This window comes from Hyalangium gracile, assembly GCF_020103725.1.
Classification (GTDB): Bacteria; Myxococcota; Myxococcia; order Myxococcales; family Myxococcaceae; genus Hyalangium; species Hyalangium gracile.
Genome location: NZ_JAHXBG010000018.1, coordinates 1 through 20,835, shown reverse-complemented (window position 1 = coordinate 20,835; position 20,835 = coordinate 1). Strand labels below are relative to the sequence as shown.

The window sequence follows — 20,835 nt, the reverse complement described above, 5'->3', positions numbered from 1 at the left end:
CATGAGTGCCTCCAAGCGCCGCCGCGTCCTGGACATCATCGCCACCGACTCCACCTTCGAGCGCACCGACTTCCGCGGCCACGAGGTCTGGCTCGGAAAGTGCTTGCACTGCAACGCCCACCTCATGGTGGACCTGAATGGCGACCCCATCAGCCGCGCCACCATCGAGCACATCATCCCCCGGACCCACGGCGGCACCGATGCCTTGGAGAACCTCGGCCTGGCGTGCGCCCGCTGCAACCAGGGCAAGGGCTCGCGGCACGACCCGCGCTATCTAAAGGATGCCAGGGCCCAGCAGCTCGTCACCCGGCTCCAGGAGCGCCGCCGGGAGCGCTGGCGCGATCCGGACGCCTCCGAGCCGGACTGAGCGCCGGCCCCGGATGGGCCGCCTCCCCCCGGCGGCTGATCCGGACCGAGTTGGTACGGGTTCACCCCCCCTATCTCTTGCCAGAAGAGAACGTCATCCCGCGCAGCAACCTCACTGCACCTGTCTCGGGACGCTGTGCTATCTGCGCTACCCGGCGGGTCCGGCGCGCAACGAAAGAAGGTTGACAGTAGGGAGTCGATGGTCGATGGTCGCGCGCCGCGTTGGGACGGGAGCAGGAGGAGGGACCCGCCCGCGGCATCTCTTCAGGATTCGGTCATCGACTTGTTCGTGATTGCCATGCCTTGCGTGCGCCCCAAGCGTCGCCCTGACTCCTCCGACGAGATGAGGCCGCTATTGGCCCTGCCTTCCGAAGTCTTCCCTCGGTACGGCTCGTCTTCCTCCCTGTCGCGTTCCTCTTCAGTCCCCTGCTTCCCCCTGGTCCTGGTATGAGCGGCCCACTCTTCCCTCGCTGGACGAACACGGTCTCGCGGTTCTCCGCCGCGGGCCTCCTCGCGGTGCCTGCAATCGCCATCGGCGGCCTGATGGCGTACGTACGCTCGCCGTACGGCACCAACATGCAGCGCCCGTACGAACAGCCGATCGAGTTCGACCACCGCCACCACGCCGGTGACGAGCAGATCGACTGTCGGTACTGCCACTGGACGGTGGAGAAGTCGCCCTCGGCGGGCATCCCCTCCACCACCGTGTGCATGTCCTGCCACGCGCAGGTGTGGAACAAGAGCCCGTACCTCACCCAGGTGCGCGAGGCCTACTTCACCGACCGGGCCATCCCCTGGGTCCGCGTGCACAACCTGCCGGACTTCGTCTACTTCAACCACGCCATCCACGTGAACAAGGGCGTCGGCTGCTACAGCTGCCACGGCCGCGTGGACGAGATGGCCGCCGTGGAGCAGAAGCAGCCGCTCACCATGGGCTGGTGCCTGGACTGCCACCGCGATCCCAAGCCGCACCTGCGGCCGCTGGAGTACATCACCAGCATGACCTGGACCCCGCCCGCCAAGCCCGAGGAGGCAGTCGCCCTCGGGGAGAAGCTGGCCACCGATTACGACGTTCACTCGCGGACGAGCTGCTCCACATGCCACCGATGAATCCGAAGAAGCACGGCGCTCCGTCGCAAGACACCCCCTCCTCCTTCGCCCTGCCGGTGTTGTCCAACCAGGCCGCGGCGGCCGAGGAGCATGACCACGCCCACCCGCACGAGCACGACGAGGTCGGCTCGGCGCTGGACCACGCCGCCGCCTCGGGCGTGGCCTCCGAGAACGGCTATGGCCGGACGTACTGGCGCAGCCTCGAGGAGCGGCTGGGCAAGCCCGAGTACCTGGAGACGGTGGGGCCCGAGTTCCCCGAGGGCGCGGACCTGCCGCCCACCGGCGTGGCCCGCCGTGAGTTCATGCAGCTCATCGGCGCCTCGCTGGCGCTGGCCGGCGCCACCGCCTGCTCCACCCGTCCGCCGGACGAGCGGATGGTGCCCTTCACCAAGACGCCGCCCGAGCTGACCCCGGGCAACCCGCTGCACTACGCGTCCGGGATGACGTTCGCCGGCCACACCTCCGGCCTGCTCATCACCGCCCGCGAGGGCCGCCCGGTGAAGGTGGAAGGCAACCCGCAGCACCCGGTGAACCAGGGCGCGGCCGGTGTCTTCGAGCAGGCCTTCCTGCTCTCCCTGTACGATCCGCAGCGCGCCCGCGTGCTGCGCCAGGGCAAGAACCCGCGCTCGCTGCGCACCTTCTCCGAGCAGATCGCCGGCCTGGTGGGCAAGTCCGCCACCGCCGACGGCGGCGCCCGGGTGCGCTTCCTCACCGAGCCGCTGAACTCGCCGCTGCTGGGCCACCTGCGCAGCCGCATCCAGCAGAAGCTGCCCTCCGCCCGCTTCTACAGCCACACCGACGTCACCCAGGAGCAGGCGCACGAGGCCACCCGCGCCGTCTTCGGCCAGCCGTACACGGCGCTGTACGACTTCAGCAAGGCCGACATCATCCTCTCCCTGGATGGCGACTTCCTGGACAGCCGCCCCACCAACCTCACCTACGCGCGGCAGTTCGCCCATCGGCGCGACCCGAACATGGGCAAGCTCAACCGCCTGTACGTGGCGGAGCCGCGCTACTCCATCACCGGCGGCATGGCGGACCACCGCCTGCCGGTGCGCTCCGCGGACATCCTCGGGGTGGCCGCCGCCGTGGCTCGCGCCGTGGGTGGAGGGGCCGCTGGACTGGCCGCCGCCGCTGGCGCCAAGTCCGCCGCGCCCGCCAACGCCGAGCAGTGGATCGCCGCCGTCGCCGCGGATCTGCGCAACGCCGAGGGCAACTGCCTGGTGGTGGCCGGTGAGCGCCAGCCCGCCGCGGTGCACGCCCTGGCCCACGCGCTGAACGTGGCGCTGGGCAGCGTGGGCAAGACGGTCAGCTACGTGCCCGCCATCGCGGAGAACACGGGCCTGGCCGGCATCCGCGAGCTGGTCAACGACATCAAGGCCGGCACCGTCGACACGCTGGTCATCACCGCCTGGAACCCCGTCTACTCGCTGCCCGCGGACGCGGGGCTGGCGGAGCTGCTGGACCCGGCGAAGAACCCCAACCGCGCCAGGCTCAACGTCATCTACACCTCGCTCTTCGAGGACGAGACGTCCGCCCTGGTGGACTGGTTCATCCCGGCCGCCCACCAGCTCGAGTCGTGGACCGATGGCCGCTCGGTGGATGGCACCGTCTCCATCGCCCAGCCGCTCATCCAGCCGCTCTTCAACGGCGTGCCGGAGTCCGAGCTGCTGGCCGTCTTCCTGGATGAGCCCTTCCGCCCGTCCTACCAGCTGCTGCGCGACTTCTGGCGCGGCCAGGCCGCCGGCATCGCGGACTTCGAGTCCCACTGGGAGCAGCTCGTCTCCGTGGGCATCGTCCCGGGCAGCACCGCCACCCCGGTGGCCACGCCCGGCAACGTGGACGCCGCCTCCGCCCTCATCAACGCGTACCAGGCGCCCGCCGCCGCCGCCGGCCAGTTCGAGATCAACTTCATCCCGGACTACAAGGTCTTCGACGGCCGCTTCTCCAACATGTCCTGGCTGCAGGAGCTGCCGGACCCCATCACCAAGCTGGTGTGGGACAACCCGCTGCTCATCAGCCCCAAGGACGCCGCGGCGCTGGGCGTCGAGCGCGGTGACGTGGTGGAGGTGAGCTACGGCGGCCGCAAGCTGCAGGCCCCGGTGTGGATCATGCCGGGCCACGCCAACGGCGCGGTGACGCTGCCGCTGGGCTACGGCCGCACCGGCCTCCACGAGACGACGGCGCAGGGCAAGGGCTACAACGCCAACCTGGTGCGCAGCATCAACGCGCCCTGGTTCGACGGCGGCGCCACCCTGACCAAGACGCGCGAGACGTACAAGCTCGTCTCCACCCAGCAGCACTGGAGCACGGCGGGCCGTCCCATCGCGCTGGACTTCACGCTGGACGAGTGGAGCAAGCGCAAGACGGACCACCACGTGGTCGAGGCTCTCGCTCGCACCCGAGGCAATCTGGACGCCGAGGGGAACAAAGAGAACCTCATGCCTGCCTTCAAGTACACGAAGGAGAAGCAGGAGGGGAGCAACGAGCGGGCCGAGTACAAGTGGGCCATGGCCATCGACCTGTCCCGCTGCACCGGCTGCGCCGCGTGCGTGGTGGCCTGCCAGGCGGAGAACAACATCCCGGTGGTGGGCAAGGACCAGGTCTCCCGCAGCCGTGAGATGCAGTGGCTGCGCATCGACCGGTACTTCTCCGGCGCCGGCATCTACGAGGGCGGCTACGAGAGCCGCGCGGAGCCGGACGCCAACCCGCAGCTCATCATGCAGCCGGTGATGTGCGTGCACTGCGAGAAGGCGCCCTGCGAGTACGTCTGCCCGGTGAACGCCACCGTCCACTCGGACGAGGGCCTCAACGACATGGTGTACAACCGCTGCGTCGGCACGCGGTACTGCTCCAACAACTGCCCCTACAAGGTCCGCCGCTTCAACTACCTGCACTACACCAAGGGCAAGACGCCGACCGAGAAGATGGCGATGAACCCGGACGTCACGGTGCGCAACCGCGGCGTCATGGAGAAGTGCACCTACTGCGTGCAGCGCATCGAGCGCACCCGCATCAACGCCCGCATCGAGCGCCGGACCATCACCTTCGAGCAGAGCGCCGGGGCCGGCAAGCAGGGCGAGCTCCACACCGCCTGCCAGCAGGCGTGCCCCACGCAGGCCATCAGCTTCGGCTCGCTGCATGACCAGCAGGCCCGCGTCACCCAGCTGCACAACGACGAGCGTCACTACAAGCTGCTGCACGAGCTGGGCACCCAGCCCCGCACCGTCCACCTCGTGCGACTGCGCAACCCGAATTCCGCTCTGGCTCCAGCGCCCAAGGCGCGTGAAGGAGAGCACTGACCATGGCCGAGACCACTGCCTCCGATGTCGTGATCGATCCCCTCGAGCCACGGCACCTCGTCGCGCCGCACCACGACGACAAGTCGCTCAATGACACGCTGCTGGACTACGTCTGGCAGAAGCCCGGCAAGGGCTGGTTGATGCTGTTCGGCATCACGCTCACCGCGCTGGGTGGCCTGGTGGTCGGCGTGACGTACACGCTGGCCAAGGGCATCGGCGTGTGGGGCAACAACCAGCCGGTGGGCTGGGCCTTCGACATCATCAACTTCGTCTGGTGGGTGGGTATCGGCCACGCCGGTACGCTCATCTCCGCCATCCTCCTGCTCTTCCAGCAGAAGTGGCGCACCAGCATCAACCGCTTCGCCGAGGCGATGACGCTGTTCGCCGTCATGTGCGCGGGCCTCTTCCCGCTGCTACACACCGGCCGCCCCTGGTTCGCCTTCTGGCTGATTCCCTACCCCAGCACCCTGGGCGCGTGGCCGCAGTTCCGCTCGCCGCTGGTGTGGGACGTGTTCGCCATCTCGACGTACCTCACCGTCTCCATCCTCTTCTGGTACATCGGCCTCATCCCGGACCTGGCCGCGCTGCGTGACTCGTCCAAGACGCGGGCTCAGCGCATCGCCTACGGCATCTTCAGCCTCGGCTGGCGCGGCTCCGGGCGGCACTGGCACAACTACAAGATCGGCTACCTGATTCTGGCGGGCATCTCCACCCCGCTGGTGCTCTCGGTGCACACGATCGTGTCCTTCGACTTCGCCGTGTCGGTGCTCCCCGGCTGGCACGCGACGATCTTCCCGCCCTACTTCGTCGCCGGCGCCGTGTTCTCCGGCTTCGCGATGGTGGTCACCCTGATGATTCCGGCCCGCAAGTACATGGGCCTCAGGGACGTGATTACGGACCGGCACCTGGAGAACATGAACAAGGTCATCCTCGCCACCGGCCTCATCGTGTCCTACGGGTACATGATGGAGCACTTCGTGGCGTGGTACTCCCAGAGCCAGTACGAGATCTGGACCTTCTACGTGAACCGCGCGAAGGGCCCCTACGCCGGGGTGTACTGGCTGATGATCGCCTGCAACGTCATCACCCCGAACATCTTCTGGTTCAAGAAGCTGCGCACCAGCATCCCGGTGATGTGGGTGGCCGCCATCCTGGTGAACGTCGGCATGTGGTGCGAGCGCTTCATCATCATCGTCACCTCGCTGCACCAGGACTTCCTGCCCTCGTCGTGGGACATGTACACGCCCACCTGGGTGGACTGGACCATCTACATCGGCACGCTGGGCCTGTTCGGCACGCTGTTCATGCTGTTCCTCAAGTTCGTGCCCGCGGTGGCCATCAGCGAGGTGAAGGAGCTGCAGTTCGAGCTCAAGCACGCCGCCGCCCACCACGGCAGCCACGGTGTGGAGACGGCCGCCGCCGGTACCCTCACCCACGGAGCGCACTAGAGCCATGGATACTCCGGTTCTCGATAGCTGGGTGCTGGCCGAGTTCGCCAGCCCCGATGAGCTGGTGAAGGCCACCAACGAGATGCGCCTGAAGGGCTTCCAGGGAATGGACACCTACTCCCCGTACCCGCTGCACGGCGGGTCCGAGGCGCTGGGCCTTCCTCCCTCGAAGATTCCCCTCATCGCCCTGTGCGGCGCCATCACCGGCGCCTGCACCGCGCTGGCCATGCAGACGTGGATGAACAGCATCGACTACCCCCTGAACGTGGGTGGTCGCCCGCTGCTCAGCCTGCCGGCGTGGATCCCCATCACCTTCGAGCTGGCGGTGCTCTGCACGGCCTTCAGCATCTTCTTCGGCGTGCTGGGCCTGGCCCGGCTGCCGCAGCCGTACCACCCGGTGTTCGAGCACGACGCGTTCCGCAGCGCCTCCACGCACGGCTACTGGCTGAGCGTGCCCAAGCTGGACGGCGTGGACGTCCAGGACGTGCAGAGCAAGCTGCAGGCCCTGGGCGCCACCCAGGTGACCGTCGTGTCGGGAGAGAAGGAATGAGGAAGCTCATCCCCGCCCTGGGCCTGCTGGCCCTGACCGGCTGTGACATCCCCTCCGAGTTCCTCCAGCGGATGGAGTCGCAGTCCAAGTACGAGTACTACGAGGCCTCGGAGTTCTGGGCCGACGGGCGCGCCATGCGCCACCCGCCCGAGGGCACCATCGCCCGCGAGCAGCCGGTGGGCAACCCGGGCATGACGACGGGCAGCGTCAACGGCGTGCTGGTGACGGCCATCCCCGTGAAGGTGGACCGCAACCTGCTGCAGCTGGGGCAGAAGAAGTACTCCATCGTCTGCGCGCAGTGCCACGGTGTGCTCGGTGACGGAAACAGCGTCGTCGCGGAGAACATGGGCCTGCGGCTGCCGCCCTCGCTGCTCGAGCTCTCCGGCAAGCCCGCCGGCCACTTCTACACCGCCATCACCCAGGGCTACGGCGTGATGCCGTCCTTCGCGGGTGAGCTGAACACCCAGGAGCGGTGGGCCGTGGTTGCCTACGTGCGCGCCCTCCAGGCCGCTCGCGGCGGCGCCGCGGGTGCCCAGCCCCTTCCTCAGGAGAACCGATGACTTCCGTGGAGCGTTACACCGGGACGCCCAGGCTGATGGTGCCGGCCTTCGGCATCGGCATCCTCGGGCTCGTGCTGACCGCGGTGGGAGCCTTCGTCGGCGACGCGCGCGCCGCCGCCCACAGCTACCTGTTCGCCTACGCCTACTGGGTGGGCATCTCCGTGGCCGCCATCATCATGGTGGCCGTCTTCCACACGGCCAAGGCCAAGTGGATGACGGTGCTGCGCCGGGCCATGGAGACGATGGCCATCTCCATCCCCATCTTCGCGGTGCTCTTCCTGGGGCTCATCCCCGCCCTCAAGCTGCTCTACCCCTGGGTGCCCGGCTCGGAGCTGGCCAACCAGCTGACCGACGTGCAGCGCGGCCACCTGTCCCACAAGCACGCCTACCTCAACGTGGGCTTCTTCTACGCCCGCCAGGTCATCTACTTCGTGGTGTGGACCTTCGTCAGCCACCGCCTCTACGGCTGGAGCACCCGCCAGGACGAGGGCGGGGACCTGATGCTCACCGTGAAGCAGCGCTTCCTGTCGCCCGGTTCGCTACCTTTTCTTGCCCTTACGATCACTTTTGCTGCGTTCGACTGGATGATGAGCCTCACGCCGCTCTGGCAGTCGACCATCTATGGGGTCTATTACTTCGCGGGCAGCTTCCTGGCGGCCTTCTGCGTGCTGACGCTCGCGACGGTGAACGCCACGGGCAAGGACCTCTACGGCAACCTGGTGACGACGGCGCACTACCATAACCTGGGCAAGCTGATGCTGGCCTTCGTGGCCTTCTGGGCCTACATCGCCTTCAGCCAGTTCCTGCTCGTGTGGATCGCCAACCTCCCGGAGGAGGCGCCCTGGTACCACGTGCGCATCTTCGGCGGCTGGCGCCCGGTGTCCATCGCGCTGTTCTTCGTCCACTTCCTGATTCCGTTCGGCATCCTGCTGTCGCGCAACCTCAAGCTGCAGCCGCGCAAGCTGGCGGTGGTGGCCGTGTACCTGCTCCTCGTGCACGCGGTGGACATGTACTGGCTCATCTTCCCCGCCTACAACGACGCGCAGCCCACCTTCCCGTGGACGATCATCACCGCCTGGGTGGGCGTGGGCGGCATCGCGGTGGGCTTCGCCCTGTTCCGCGCCCGCGGCCGCTACACGGTGCCGGTGAAGGATCCGTACATCGCTGACTCGCTGAGGTACGTGCAGCCATGAAGAAGACCCAGGTCGAGCAGGAGTCGCGCGTCATCGTCGGCGCGCATGGCGTGGCGGCCGAAGAGGACCACCTGGTCCTCGGCAAGGTCGTCAAGGTGGGCGTGCTGTCGCTGCTCATCTTCGCCGTGGCCTCGTTCGTGGCGTGGCGCGGCCAGGTGAACCTCGAGCGCGAGTACCAGCCGGACGGCCCGCCGCCCAAGCCGATCGCCATCGGCCAGTACGAGATCGGCATCGTCAACCAGCGCATATTCGAGCAGGACCTGCATGCCGAGCAGAAGATCGCCGGCCAGCGCGAGTCCCTGAAGAACGGCTGGGGCGACCAGCCGGGCGTGGCCGCCCACACCCCGCTCGATCAGGCCTTCGAGCGCGTCATCTCCGACGCGGCCCGTCCGCCTCCGCCGCCCCCGGCTCCGACTCCGGCCCCCGAGCCGGCTCCGGCCCCGGGCGGCAAGGCTCCGGCCCCGGCTCCGGGCGGCACCGCTCCGGCTCCCACCACTCCTCCCACCACCCCTCGCTAGGAACCAGGTCTGCCTCCGATGTCGATGTCCTCCCTCCCCTCCCTGCCCACCTCGCGCGCCAGCTGGTGCGTGGGGCTCGCCGTGGCGGCGCTCCTGCTGGGCGTCGGCCAGCCGGCGTTCGCGCTGCCCGGCGGGGGCAAGACGCCTCAGGCGATCGTCAACGCGGAGCAGCCGCCGCAGGTCCAGGGAGTGGACGTGGAGGAGCACCTGGGAGAGCCCCTGCCCCTGCAGGCGCGCTTCCTGGACTCGGCGGGCCGCGAGGTGCGGCTGGCCGATGTGCTCCCCAAGGACAAGCCCACGCTGCTGACGCTGGTGTATTACGAGTGCCCCATGCTCTGTAACCTGGTCATCAATGGCCAGGTGAGCGCGATGCGCGAGGTGGGGCTGGAGCTGGGCAAGGACTACGAGGCCGTCACCGTCAGCATCGATCCCAAGGACACGCCGGCCCAGAGCGAGCAGCGGCGCCGTCGCCACCTGCAGGCCATGGGCAAGCCGGAGTCGGCCCCCTGGCACTTCCTCACCGGGACGGAGGAGAACATCCAGAAGCTCACCGAGGCGGTGGGCTTCAAGTACCGCTACGACGAGTCCACCAAGCAGTACGCGCACCCCGCCGTGGTGCAGGTCATCACCCCCGAGGGCAGCGTCTCCCGCTACCTCTACGGCACCACCTTCTCCCCCAAGGACATGAAGCTGTCCCTGGTGGAGGCCGGCAACGGTCGGGTGGGTACCAGTTTCGACCGGGTCATCCTGTCCTGTTTCAAGTATGACGCCGCCATGCGGCGATACAGCTTCTACGTGTTCGGCTTCATCCGGACGGGGGCGATGCTGGTGTTCACCGCGCTCTCGACCATGCTGATCTACTTCTGGAGGCGCGAGCTGAAGAAAGGCGCTGCGGCATGAGCAACCTCGCTGACAATATCCTCTTCCTCCCGGAGCGCGCGTCGACGTTCGCGGAGAAGGTCGACGATCTCCACTACTTCGTCGTCGGCGTCACCATGGTGTCGTCGATCGCGGTGGGCCTGGCGGCCGTCTTCATGTTCTTCCGCTACCGCCGCCGCGTGCCCAACCAGGCCACGGAGTACGTGGTGCCGAACCTGCCGACGGAGTTCCTCTTCGTCTCGGTGCCGCTGGTGTTCTTCCTGGCGTGGTTCGCCATCGGGTTCCGCGACTTCGTCTGGTACACCTCGCCGCCCAAGGACACGTACGACGTGTACGTGATGGGCAAGCAGTGGATGTGGAAGTTCGCGTACCCGGAGGGCCCCAACGGGGTGAACGTGCTGCACGTGCCGGCCAACCGCAACGTGCGCCTGCTCATCACCTCCAGGGACGTGCTCCACTCCTTCTACGTGCCCGCGTTCCGCATCAAGATGGACGCGCTGCCGGGCCGCTACACGCAGGCGTGGTTCAACGCCACCAAGCCCGGCACCTACCAGGTGCTGTGCACGGAGTACTGCGGCCTGTCCCACTCGAAGATGCTGGCGGAGGTCGTCGTCCTCTCGCCGGAGGACTTCGAGGAGTGGCTCAAGGAGCAGCAGCGCGGCCGCCTGGCCAGCCGTCAGGACGCGCTGGCGGACACCTCGCTGGTGCCGCCGGTGGCGCGCATGGCCGAGCAGGGCCAGCGGCTGGCCGGTACCCAGGGCTGCTTCAAGTGCCACACGGTGGACGGGGCGCCGCACATCGGCCCCACCTTCCTGGGCATGTATGACCGCATGGAGCAGCTGGAGGGCGGGCAGACCATCCGCGTGGATGAGGCCTACATCACCCAGTCGATGATGGATCCCGGCGCGCACCTGGTCGCGGGCTACAAGAACGTGATGCCGACCTTCCAGGGCAAGCTGGAGGGCGCGGAGACGGCCGCCATCGTCGAGTTCATCAAGTCGCTGCGCACTCCGAACGTGCGCGAGGGCGCTTCTCAAGGACCTGCCTATGAACCCATCCAGTAGCACGACAGCCGAGGGTGTCCTGCCCGCGCACGACGCCCCCGACGCGCACCACGACCACCACCACCCCAGCTACCTGGTTGACGGCACGACCATCAAGTCGTGGCTGCTGACGGTGGACCACAAGCGCATCGCCCTGATGTTCCTGGTGTGGATCCTGCTCTTCTTCCTGGTGGGCGGCATCTTCGCCATGCTCATCCGGATCGAGCTGCTCACGCCGGGTCCGACCATCATGGACGCGATGACATACAACCGTATGTTCACGCTCCACGGCATGGTCATGATCTTCCTGTTCATGATCCCGGCCATCCCGGCGGTGTTCGGCAACTTCATGCTGCCGCTCATGCTGGGGGCCAAGGACGTGGCCTTCCCGCGGCTCAACCTGGCCAGCTTCTACATCTACCTGTTCGGCGCGGGCCTGGCGCTGTGGGGCATGATCAACGGCGGCCTGGACACGGGCTGGACGTTCTACACCCCGTACAGCACGCACACGACGACGACGGTGGCGCCGGTGCTCTTCGGCGCCTTCATCATCGGGTTCAGCTCCATCGCCACGGGTCTGAACTTCATCGTCACCGTGCACACCATGCGGGCGCCGGGCATCACCTGGTTCAAGCTGCCGCTGTTCGTGTGGGCCATCTACGCCACCAGCTGCATCCAGGTGCTGGCCACGCCGGTCATCGGCCTGCTGCTGGCCATCGTCACCGGTGAGCAGTTCTTCCAATTCGGCCTGTTCGACCCGGCGCGCGGCGGAGACCCGGTGCTCTTCCAGCACCTGTTCTGGTTCTACAGCCACCCGGCCGTGTACATCATGGTGCTGCCCTCGTTCGGAGTGATGAGCGAGGTGGTGGCCACCTACAGCCGCAAGAACGTGTTCGGCTACCGCGCGGTGGCCTACTCGAGCCTGGGCATCGCCTTCGTGGGCTTCTTCGTGTGGGGCCACCACATGTTCGTGTCGGGGCAGTCGACGTTCGACGCGGGCGTGTTCGGCGTGCTGACCATGCTGGTGGGCATCTTCACCGCCATCAAGGTCTTCAACTGGGTGGGCACCGTCTACAAGGGCGCGGTCGACTTCAAGACGCCGTTCGCCTACTTCTGCGGCTTCCTGTTCTTCACCGTGTTCGGCGGGATGACGGGCATCGCGGTGGCGACCACGTCGCTGGACGTGCACTGGCACGACACCTACTTCGTGGTGGCGCACTTCCACTTCATCATGGTGGGCGCCACGGTGATGGCCTTCCTGGCGTCCCTGCACTACTGGTTCCCGAAGATGTTCGGGAAGACGTACCACGAGGGGTGGGGCCTGGTGGCCGCGGCGTTCATCATCCTGGGCTTCAACGCCACGTTCATCCCGCAGTTCCTGCTGGGCAACTACGGCATGCCGCGGCGCTACTTCGAGTACCCGGAGCGCTACCAGGCGCTGCACGTGGCGTCCACGGCGGGCTCCTCTCTGCTGGCCTTCGGCTTCATCATCATCGCCGTGTACCTGACGTACTCGCTGGCGTACGGGAAGGCCTCCGGAAAGAACCCGTGGCGCAGCAAGGGCTACGAGTGGATCTCCGAGTCTCCGCCGCCGACGCACAACTTCGTGGGCCCGCAGCCCACCTTCCCCGAGGAGCCGCACCTGTACGTGGATCCGAAGAAGGCCGAGGTGCCCAATGCAGTCTAGTGCTCACACCGCGGGTGCGACGCCCGGGGTTCCCCGGCTGGCGCACCACTTCGCCTCGCTCGAGGTGCAGAACCACGCGGCCCGCCTGGGCATGTGGCTGTTCCTCTCGACGGAAATCCTGCTCTTCGCGGGCCTGTTCGTCTGCTACGGCTGCTACCGCTATCTGTTCCCGGATGCGTTCGCGGCCGCCAGCCGGCACCTGGACCTGACGCTGGGCACCGTCAACACGGTGGTGCTCATCACCTCCTCGCTGACGGCGGCGCTCGCCGTGCACTACGCGAAGGAGGGCAAGAGCAAGCTGGTGGCGTGGATGTTCATCCTCACCATCGCCATGGCCTGCGCGTTCCTCGTCATCAAGGGCTTCGAGTACAGCCACAAGTTCCACGAGGGCGCCCTGCCCGGCCGGCACTACCGCATGGAGGCGGTGCAGCTGCCCGGCGCGCCGCTGTACTTCAGCATCTACTTCCTGGCCACCGGCCTGCACGCCTTCCACGTCATCGTCGGCATGAGCGTGCTGGTGTGGCTGACCATCAAGGCGCTGCGCGAGCAGAACTTCGGCCCCAACAACTACACCGCGGTCGAGCTGGGCAGCATGTACTGGCACCTCGTCGACCTGGTGTGGATCTTCCTCTTCCCGCTGCTGTACCTCATCTAGTTCCAGGAGCTTCCGATCATGTCCGTGGCCAACGAGTCACAGCAGGAAGATCGCAACATGAAGGAGCACCACAGCGCGGCTCCGTATTGGATCGTCTGGGCGGCGCTGATGTTCTTCACGGGGCTGACGGTCGTCACCGGGCGCATGCACTTCGAGCTCGCGCTCCCGGTGGCGCTCGCGATCGCCACCACGAAGGGCATGCTGGTGCTGCTCATCTTCATGCACCTGAAGGACCACAAGGGCGCCAACCGCCTGGTGATGGGCGTGTCGTTCCTCTTCGTGATCTTCATGCTCATCATGCCGCTGGCGGACTTCGCCACGCGGTTCCGCCCCGCGAACCCGGCCGGCTCGCACCTGAGCGATCTGCCGGACCTGAACTTCATCGAGGGCAAGACCGGCGCCCACGGCGGCGCTCACGGGGCGGGGAACACCACCCCCGGTGGCCACCCGGCCCCCACCGGTCACTGAGCTTTTCCCGCCGCCTCCAACGGGCGGGCTCGCGCGGCGCCGAGGGTTCTCCCCGGCGCCGTGTTGCTTTTGCGGGCCCAGGGCGCCGATCAGGTTGAGACGTAGCACCGACGGTAGAAGGGGCTGGCAACAGGGCAGAGGAGCGAGGCTTTCCAGGGGTGAGCCCGAGGGTCGCTGGCACCTGGGCAGGAGCACGGACGTACGCTGCAGGGGACACAGGTCGCGGGTCCCTCGTCACGGGGCGGGGCCCCCCGGCGGCTGCCGGGTCCTCCCGCCCCGGCCGTCCCGCTCGCCCAGGATGGAACGGACGGGCCCGGTGCTCACAAGCCCAGGGGGGGCAGGTGCCATCGGTCCACAATCGCACCTGGGGCACCTGATGGCGCTGTCCCCGCTGCGCTACCCGCGCCCCGGGGGTGAACCCCTGAGCCGTGAGTCGTGGAAGAGCGGGACGCCGGGGCGGGCGGACCCGTCCCAACGGGGGGACCCGCCCCGCAGCGAGGGACCCGCGACCTGTGGCTCCCTTCTCCGTGGCTCCGTGCCTGAGGTCCTCGAGCCGAGCCTCCCTTCACCGCTGCGCCACTCGCCGCCTCCCCGCTCAAAGCCGGAAGACGTGAACTTCCAATAATTCGGTGCTCGAGGCGGCTCCGCGGAAATCCTTCCACGCCCTCTGAAAGAGTCCGGCCGACGTGAACCAGGCAGAGGGCCCGAGGCCGCCCCGCGTCCGGTCTCCCCCTGCCGGGCGAAACCTGTGCGAACTGGTCCGCTTGTCATACCAGTTCGCTACCGGTCCGCCGACAGGGCGCCTCCCTCAGGGGTGCAGGAACTTCTTCGGAGTGACCTAGAAGGTCACCTGCAGGTTGACCGAGAGCGCCGTGTCCGTGGACACCTTACCCGGCGGGGGCGCGCTGTCGTACTGGAGGACGAAGCTGGTGCCGACGGCCAGCGTGTCCGTCAGCCCCACGGTGAGCGTGGAGGTGCTGTTGAAGAGGAAGCGGGGGTCCCCTAGCACGTTGGGGATGGCCTCGGCCGTCTCGGTGAAGACGGTGTCCTTGGACAGGCCGTAGCTGAAGGCCACGCCCACGCGCGGGCCGCCGAGGTCCACGTCCTCCAGATCCAACGGCGTGGGGTAGTACTGGAAGCGCGTCTCGCGCGAGAAGCGGAAGGCCAGGTCCGTGCGCAGCGAGGTGGTGCGCCCGTCCGGCATCTTCTCGTCCCACCAGGAGATGCCGGCGCCGGCCTCGCCGATGCCGCGCGCCTCCACGCTCTTCACGTGGTCCGTCTGAGCGCCCGCGAGCAGGTAGCCGCTGATCACAGGCGTGAAGCGGCGGTCCACCCGAAGGTCCATGCCCGCGCCGAGCGCCACCACCTGCGTGCGCTCTCCCTCCGTCTCCGTGGCGGGCAGCCGGCTGCGGCCGTACACGCCCTGCGCCCTGAGCGTGTAGATCCACCCCTTCGTCTTGCGCTCGGCGGAGGCCAGGCCGTTGAAGGTCAGCGTCGAGGAGTTGCCCGACAGGGCGATGAGGCCCAGACCCACGCTGCCCTTCCACGGGTCCTCCTTCGGAGGCTCCTCCGGCTTGGCGGCAGCGGCCTCCGGCGCGGCGGGTGTCCCAGGGGCGGGGGCCTTGCCCAGCGTCTCGCTCAGGCGCTCCACGGCGGCGGCCATCCGGGAACTGGCCTCGGCGGCCTTCTCGGCGGCGGCGGCGGCCTTCTCGGCGGCGGCGGCGGCGCGCTCCGTGGTGGCCTCGGCGGCGGGAGTGGGAGGAGGCGTGGGGGTCTGTGCTTGCAGTGAGGTTGCAACGAGGAATGCGGTCAGCATGTGTGGTGACTCGAAGTGGTGTAGGGTTTTGGGCCTACCCATGGGGCGGAATGCCAGCATGGATGCCTGCCAGCCTGCCTTGTCGCGGGCTCCAAGAACAGGATCCTTCGATGCCGCGAGGCCATCCCGACGCCGCCCCGGAGGCATGCCCCTCATGAAGCTCGTCCACCTGGCTCTGCTGTGCGGTGTGTTGCTGCCCGGAGTCTCCGCGGCCCAGCGGCGTATCACCGCACCCGTGGACATCGCGGTGGGCCCGGCCGCCTTCCTCTTCTTCGGGCCGGTGTTCGAGGACCAGCCCATCCACACCGGGTTGAAGATCTCCGTGGAGGCCGTGCTCGACAAGGAGTGGCTGCGCAAGCACCGCAACCTCGTCCCCCAGCGGCAGCGGGGCCGGCTCGACAGGATGAACGAGGTCCGCTACGCGCCCGCGGTCCTCAAGCTCATCCCGGACTCCATCATCATCTCGCCGAAGTACCGGAACACCTCCATGTACGGCGCCACCTGGAAGCCGCTGGGGTTCGGCCTGGGGCTGACGCCCAGCCCGGTGCGCCTGTCGCTCGACGCGGGGCTCATCCTCACCTACGCCTATCTCTCCTCGGACGAGCTGGAGAACACCCACTTCATCCGGCCGGGCGCGCAGCTCGCCGCGGACCTGGAGTTCCAACTCTCCAAGTCGTTCCTGGTAAGCATCGGCTGGGCCTCGTCCCTCTACGTGCCGCAGCGCCTGGGCACCGTCTCCGAGACGAAGCCGCTCAACGAGTCCATCTTCCACGTGGGCCAGGCGTACCTGCTCCTGCACTTCCGCGTTCCCTTCACCACGTCCCTGTGAGGTGAGTCAGCCATGCGCCTGGTGATCGCCACGGAGGCCCAGAAAGCGGCGCGGGACGTCGACACCTATCCCGCCTGGGGGAAGCTCCTGACACCCGAGAAGTACCTCGAGCGCGAGCTGCGGCTGCGGGCCCACCCGTGGGCTCGCTCCGTGCTGAAGACCTGGCTGCTGTGCGCGGAGGATGGCGCCGTGCTCGCCTCGTGCGAGAGCTACCGGATGGACAGCTTCCTGAGGGGCCCGGATGGCGCGCCCTCCCCGGGAGACAGCTTCGGCATCGCCAGCGTCTTCACCGAGGAGCGGCTGCGCGGGCGCGGGTACGCCACGCGGCTGATGGACCTGGTGGCCGCCGAGCTCGAGCGCGCCTCACCGCGCGTCCACAGCGCCCTGCTCTTCTCGGACGTGGGGGCGCCGCTCTACCGCCGCTCCGGCTACCAGGAGACGGAGGCCTGGGACTGGTGCTTCACCCCGGAGCCCGGCGAGCCCGCCGCGCGCGTGGACCGGCTGCTCTCCGAGAGGGAGGTCGGCGCCGGGCTGGCCCGCATGCGCCGGCCCGAGGCTCCCTTCTTCTACTGGCCCACCGCGGAGCAGGTGGACTGGCACATCGAGCGAGAGCGCATCTACACGGAGCTGCTGTCCCGCCCGCGTCCCGAGGCCCAGGGCGCCACGGTCGGCGAGTCCACGGCGCTCTGGTACATGACGGCCCGCTCCAGCGCCTTGACGATGGTGATGTTCGACGCGCGCACGGCCGAGGACGCGGCCGCGCTGCTGGGCGCCGCGCGACGTGTGGCCCACCGGGCAGGGCTCGCCCAGGTGGTGCTGTGGGAGGAGCCTGCCCTGGCCCCGCTCCTGGCCCGGGTCCCCGGCGCGGCTCGGGTGGCGCGGGAGGACTCGCTCCCCATGCTGAGGCCTCTGCGGCCCGGTGGGGTCCCCACCTCGGGAATGCCGATCCCGCGGGCACTCTGGGTCTGACGCCGGCTGCGGATAGGATGGAGCCATGGCCAAGCGCACCCGGATCATCGAGGGCACGTGGGACTGCACCTCGTGCGACACCAAGGGCATCCTCGCCCGGCACAAGAAGTGCCCCCAGTGCGGCAACCCCCGCGAGCTCACGGGCGAGGAGTCCGAGTTCGACTTTGGCGAGACGGACGCGGCCACGGGCAAATCCCTGCGCGAGGGCGTGACGGACGAGAAGGCGCTGGAGCTGGCCAAGGCGGGCGCGGACTGGTTCTGCGCCTACTGCGGCGCCTCGAACCGGGGCGACCAGAAGATCTGCAAGAACTGTCGGGCCGAGCGGACCGGGGACGCCAAGGCGCTCCGAGAGGAGGCGGATCCCGGCCTTCCTCCTCCGCGTCCCTCGCCGCAGCAGGCGGTGCCGAAGAAGCGTGGCCCGCTGGCCAAGGTGGGCCTGGCGCTCCTGGGCAGCCTGTTCCTCTGCTGCGGCGGCACCGTGGCCTACCGCATCTGGGCATCCATTCCTCACGACACCACGGGCCAGATCACCGGCACCGAGTGGAAGCGCAGCGTGGCCCAGGAGCGCTTCACGCCCGTGACGCTGGAGGGCTGGGCGGACCAGCTGCGCGCCCAGTCTCCGCGCATGCCCGTCGACGGCAAGGGCGAGGTGGCGGGCGTGCAGAACATCCGCAACTGCGTGCCGCGCCAGCGCACCACGCGGAAGGTGGCGGACGGCACGGAGCGGGTCTGCTCGACGAAGACGCGCAAGGTGGCCTGCGGCACGGAGGAGAAGTGCCGCACCCGGGACAAGGGCAACGGCTTCCGGGAGGAGATCTGCGAGGACGTCACGAAGTACTGCAGCGAGTCCTATGAGGACTGCCGCAACGAGACGCGCTACCGGACCGAGCCCGTGTACGAGCCGAAGTGCAGCTACGACACGTACGAGTGGAAGAAGGTGACGCACCAGGAGCTCTCGGGCGAGGACGGGGAGCCGCCGCGCTGGCCGGAGCTGTCCGTGAGGACCGAGGACCGCCTGCGCCGCGAGGAGGAGTACATCGTCCACCTCGAGTACGACGGCGGAAAGAAGAAGACGAAGCACGAGCTCAAGACGGAGCAGGAGTACCTCGCCTGGAAGAAAGGCCAGCAGGTGTCCCTCACCGTCACCAACGGCGGGGAAGTGCAGAAGATCGCCCCGCGTTGAGGTAGGACGCCCCCTCGCCTTCCTGGAGCCCAGGCCAATGGAGTGCACCCGCTGTGGCGCCTGCTGCGTGGCGCCGGACATCGCCGCGCTGGACAAGCCGCTGGGGCTGCGCTGTCCGCACCTGGGCGCGGACAACCTGTGCACCGTGTATGACCGCCGTCCGCAGGTGTGCCGCGACTACCAGCCGGACGAGGTGTGCCGCCGTATCGAGGCCCCCACCCTGGAGGAGCGCGTCCAGAAGTACCTGGCCCTCTTCGGGCTGACCGCCGAGGCCGAGGCCACGCGCCAGAAGGGCTGCGCCTCCATGCGCCGGGCCCGCGGCGAACCGTGAGCCCGTGGGCAGGCTCGGGCTTCCCCGACCCGCCAGGGACTTGTCTCTCCCTCTCGCGGGCGCTATCGCGGGCCCGTGCGCTTCCAACCGACCGACTCCTTCGCTCCGGCGGCGGGCATGGGCTCGCCCCACGCCCAGACGATCTTCGCCTCGCTCGCGCGTCCGACCCGGGCCCCGCTGGTGCGCAGCGAGCGCCATGAGCTGTCCGACGGCGACTTCGTCGATCTGGACACCTTCGATGGAGCCCCGGGCGCCCCGCACGTGGTGGTGCTCCATGGGCTGGAGGGCTCCTCCAAGGCGGGCTACGTCGCCGCCGTCCTCCGTGGCGCCTTCGAGCGAGGCTGGGGAGGCACCGCCCTCAACTTCCGCTCGTGCAGCGGCGAGCCCAACCGGCTGGCGCGCTCGTACCACTCGGGAGAGTTCGGCGACGCGCTCGCGGTGACGAAGCACGTGCGCGCGCGCGTCACCGGCCCGCTGTACGCGGTGGGCTTCTCGCTGGGCGGCAACGTCCTCTGCCGGCTGCTGGAGGAGACGGGCGAGAACGCGCCGGTGCAGGCCGCGGCCGTGATGAGCGCGCCGTATGACCTGGACGCCTGCTGCTACAAGCTCGACGGGCCCGGGCCCTTCCAGCTGCTCTACCGTGAGCGCTTCCTGCGCTCGCTCAAGCAGAAGGCTCGCGAGAAGCTGCGGCGCTTCCCCAAGGCGTTCGATGGCAAGGCCATGGAGGCCGCGCGCACCATCCGCGCCTTCGACGATGCCGTCACCGCGCCGCTGCACGGCTTCCGGGACGCCACGCACTACTACACCGAGGCGTCCTCCGGGCCGAAGCTCCACGCGATCCGGCGGCCCACGCTGCTGCTGAGCTCCAATGATGATCCGATGCTGGTGGCGCCGGTCATCCCGCCCCAGGCGGCGGACAACCCCCTCCTGAGCATCATCCTGACGGAGCGCGGAGGCCACGTGGGCTTCGTCTCCGGCCGGGTGCACGCCCCTCGCTTCTGGGGCGATGCGCAGATGCTGGCGTTCTTCGACGCCGTGGGCGCCGCTCAGCCGAAGTAGAGCACCAGCCCGAACTTGGCGGACGGCATCATGTAGATGAAGCGTCCGCCCTGGGCGCCGGACTCTCCGAGGCTCCGGATGAAGGGCTCGGCGAGATCCTCCACGTTGGGCACATGGAGCTCGACCCAGCTCACGCCCGCGCGCAGGAAGAACATGACGTCGCCGGGCTTGCCCACCTCGAAGCCCAGGTGCGTGCTCGCGTAGGAGTACCCCACGCGCTCCATCGAGAAGAGCGGCGGCTGCGAGATGTCCGCCATGCGGCGCGCCACCGTGTCCGAGCTCACCGTGAGGGTGTGCCCCACCTCGAAGGTGAAGGAGGGAGTGTACCAACCCCGCTTCGGCAGCAGGGTGATGCCCGCTCGACCTCCCAGACGAATTCCGTTGTGCGTGGCTCCCAGGTGCAGCCGCACGCGTCGCGTGGGCCGGAACGCCGCCGACAGGCCCGGCCCGTCGGGGATTCCCGCATCCAGCAGCAACCCGAAAGGAGCCAGCCGCTCCGGATCGTTCGTGCTGCGCTTCACCTGCGGCGCCTCGGCCCGCGCCGTCATCCCGCCGAGCATGAGCCCCGCAGCCACCAGCGCGCTCATTGCCCTCATGCCCGTCCCCCCCACCATCACACGTCAAGGCAGCCGGTCCCGGCGAGTGACCCTCTCACCGGGAACCGGCTCTCCTCCCCCTCCACTCTCCACCGTCCCGAGCCGTTCCAACCCAGCGTGTGCCAACGAGGTGCTCCGCCGTGCCGTCCCGCCCGTCCTCGACCGACCCCAACCCCACCACGGTACTGCTCACCGAACCCCCCCCCCCCCCCCCCCCCCCCCCCCCCCCCCCCCCCCCCCCCCCCCCCCCCCCCCCCCCCCCCCCCCCCCCCC

At 68.6% G+C, this 20,835-nt stretch carries 20 protein-coding genes; 18 read left to right on the top strand and 2 right to left on the bottom strand.

Translation table 11 applies throughout. The annotated features are described in order from the left end of the window. Window position 1 precedes the first annotated feature (1 nt). From KY572_RS30910 to KY572_RS30850, 13 genes are all read left to right on the top strand, one after another. On the top strand, window positions 2-367 hold the full coding sequence (locus tag KY572_RS30910) for an HNH endonuclease (RefSeq protein ID WP_224247150.1): 366 nt from the start codon (window positions 2-4) through the stop codon (window positions 365-367). 446 nt (window positions 368-813) lie between these two features. Next, a complete protein-coding gene (locus KY572_RS30905) occupies window positions 814-1,476 on the top strand; it encodes a cytochrome c3 family protein (RefSeq protein ID WP_224247148.1) in 663 nt (220 codons plus the stop codon). Further along, complete coding sequence (locus tag KY572_RS30900; RefSeq protein WP_224247404.1) at window positions 1,473-4,778, top strand: TAT-variant-translocated molybdopterin oxidoreductase; 3,306 nt, start codon at window positions 1,473-1,475, stop codon at window positions 4,776-4,778. The genes KY572_RS30905 and KY572_RS30900 overlap by 4 nt, the downstream gene beginning before the upstream one ends. Before the next feature lie 2 nt (window positions 4,779-4,780). Next, a complete protein-coding gene (gene nrfD, locus KY572_RS30895) occupies window positions 4,781-6,226 on the top strand; it encodes an NrfD/PsrC family molybdoenzyme membrane anchor subunit (protein WP_224247141.1) in 1,446 nt (481 codons plus the stop codon). Between the two features lie 4 nt (window positions 6,227-6,230). Beyond that, window positions 6,231-6,776, top strand: a complete 546-nt coding sequence (locus tag KY572_RS30890) for a DUF3341 domain-containing protein (protein ID WP_224247139.1) — start codon at window positions 6,231-6,233, stop codon at window positions 6,774-6,776. Then, on the top strand, window positions 6,773-7,336 hold the full coding sequence (locus tag KY572_RS30885) for a c-type cytochrome (RefSeq protein WP_224247132.1): 564 nt from the start codon (window positions 6,773-6,775) through the stop codon (window positions 7,334-7,336). Before KY572_RS30890 ends, KY572_RS30885 begins: the two co-directional genes overlap by 4 nt. After that, complete coding sequence (locus KY572_RS30880; RefSeq protein ID WP_224247131.1) at window positions 7,333-8,529, top strand: hypothetical protein; 1,197 nt, start codon at window positions 7,333-7,335, stop codon at window positions 8,527-8,529. Before KY572_RS30885 ends, KY572_RS30880 begins: the two co-directional genes overlap by 4 nt. Further along, window positions 8,526-9,047, top strand: a complete 522-nt coding sequence (locus KY572_RS30875; RefSeq protein ID WP_224247129.1) for a hypothetical protein — start codon at window positions 8,526-8,528, stop codon at window positions 9,045-9,047. Before KY572_RS30880 ends, KY572_RS30875 begins: the two co-directional genes overlap by 4 nt. Before the next feature lie 24 nt (window positions 9,048-9,071). Beyond that, entirely contained in the window at window positions 9,072-9,947 is an 876-nt protein-coding gene (locus KY572_RS30870) for an SCO family protein (protein WP_317987928.1), read from the top strand. After that, window positions 9,944-10,990: a cytochrome c oxidase subunit II gene (gene coxB, locus KY572_RS30865; protein ID WP_224247125.1), complete on the top strand. Its 1,047-nt coding sequence runs from the start codon at window positions 9,944-9,946 to the stop codon at window positions 10,988-10,990. The genes KY572_RS30870 and coxB overlap by 4 nt, the downstream gene beginning before the upstream one ends. Beyond that, the gene (locus KY572_RS30860) at window positions 10,974-12,656 is read left to right on the top strand and encodes a cbb3-type cytochrome c oxidase subunit I (protein ID WP_224247123.1); all 1,683 of its coding nucleotides are present in this window, start codon (window positions 10,974-10,976) and stop codon (window positions 12,654-12,656) included. The genes coxB and KY572_RS30860 overlap by 17 nt, the downstream gene beginning before the upstream one ends. Further along, window positions 12,646-13,311, top strand: a complete 666-nt coding sequence (locus KY572_RS30855) for a cytochrome c oxidase subunit 3 family protein (protein ID WP_224247121.1) — start codon at window positions 12,646-12,648, stop codon at window positions 13,309-13,311. Before KY572_RS30860 ends, KY572_RS30855 begins: the two co-directional genes overlap by 11 nt. Window positions 13,312-13,329: 18 nt before the next feature. Then, window positions 13,330-13,779, top strand: coding sequence for a cytochrome C oxidase subunit IV family protein (locus KY572_RS30850; protein ID WP_224247120.1), 450 nt, complete (start codon window positions 13,330-13,332; stop codon window positions 13,777-13,779). Window positions 13,780-14,617: 838 nt separating this feature from the next. On the opposite strand, the gene KY572_RS30845 is transcribed toward KY572_RS30850, so the two are convergent. Next, window positions 14,618-15,595, bottom strand: a complete 978-nt coding sequence (locus tag KY572_RS30845) for a DUF481 domain-containing protein (protein ID WP_224247118.1) — start codon at window positions 15,593-15,595, stop codon at window positions 14,618-14,620. A 145-nt stretch (window positions 15,596-15,740) separates the two neighbouring features. Between KY572_RS30845 and KY572_RS30840 the strand changes: the two genes are divergently transcribed. From KY572_RS30840 to KY572_RS30820, 5 genes are all read left to right on the top strand, one after another. Further along, the gene (locus tag KY572_RS30840; protein ID WP_224247116.1) at window positions 15,741-16,424 is read left to right on the top strand and encodes a hypothetical protein; all 684 of its coding nucleotides are present in this window, start codon (window positions 15,741-15,743) and stop codon (window positions 16,422-16,424) included. 12 nt (window positions 16,425-16,436) lie between these two features. Further along, entirely contained in the window at window positions 16,437-17,393 is a 957-nt protein-coding gene (locus tag KY572_RS30835) for a GNAT family N-acetyltransferase (protein ID WP_224247114.1), read from the top strand. A gap of 25 nt (window positions 17,394-17,418) precedes the next feature. Further along, entirely contained in the window at window positions 17,419-18,576 is a 1,158-nt protein-coding gene (locus tag KY572_RS30830) for a hypothetical protein (RefSeq protein ID WP_224247112.1), read from the top strand. Between the two features lie 37 nt (window positions 18,577-18,613). Then, window positions 18,614-18,907: a YkgJ family cysteine cluster protein gene (locus tag KY572_RS30825; protein ID WP_224247110.1), complete on the top strand. Its 294-nt coding sequence runs from the start codon at window positions 18,614-18,616 to the stop codon at window positions 18,905-18,907. A gap of 75 nt (window positions 18,908-18,982) precedes the next feature. Further along, the gene (locus KY572_RS30820) at window positions 18,983-19,966 is read left to right on the top strand and encodes a hydrolase (RefSeq protein ID WP_224247108.1); all 984 of its coding nucleotides are present in this window, start codon (window positions 18,983-18,985) and stop codon (window positions 19,964-19,966) included. Here KY572_RS30820 and KY572_RS30815 read toward each other — a convergent pair. Beyond that, window positions 19,954-20,562: a hypothetical protein gene (locus tag KY572_RS30815; RefSeq protein WP_224247107.1), complete on the bottom strand. Its 609-nt coding sequence runs from the start codon at window positions 20,560-20,562 to the stop codon at window positions 19,954-19,956. The two genes, KY572_RS30820 and KY572_RS30815, sit on opposite strands and share 13 nt — an antisense overlap. Window positions 20,563-20,835: the final 273 nt, after the last annotated feature.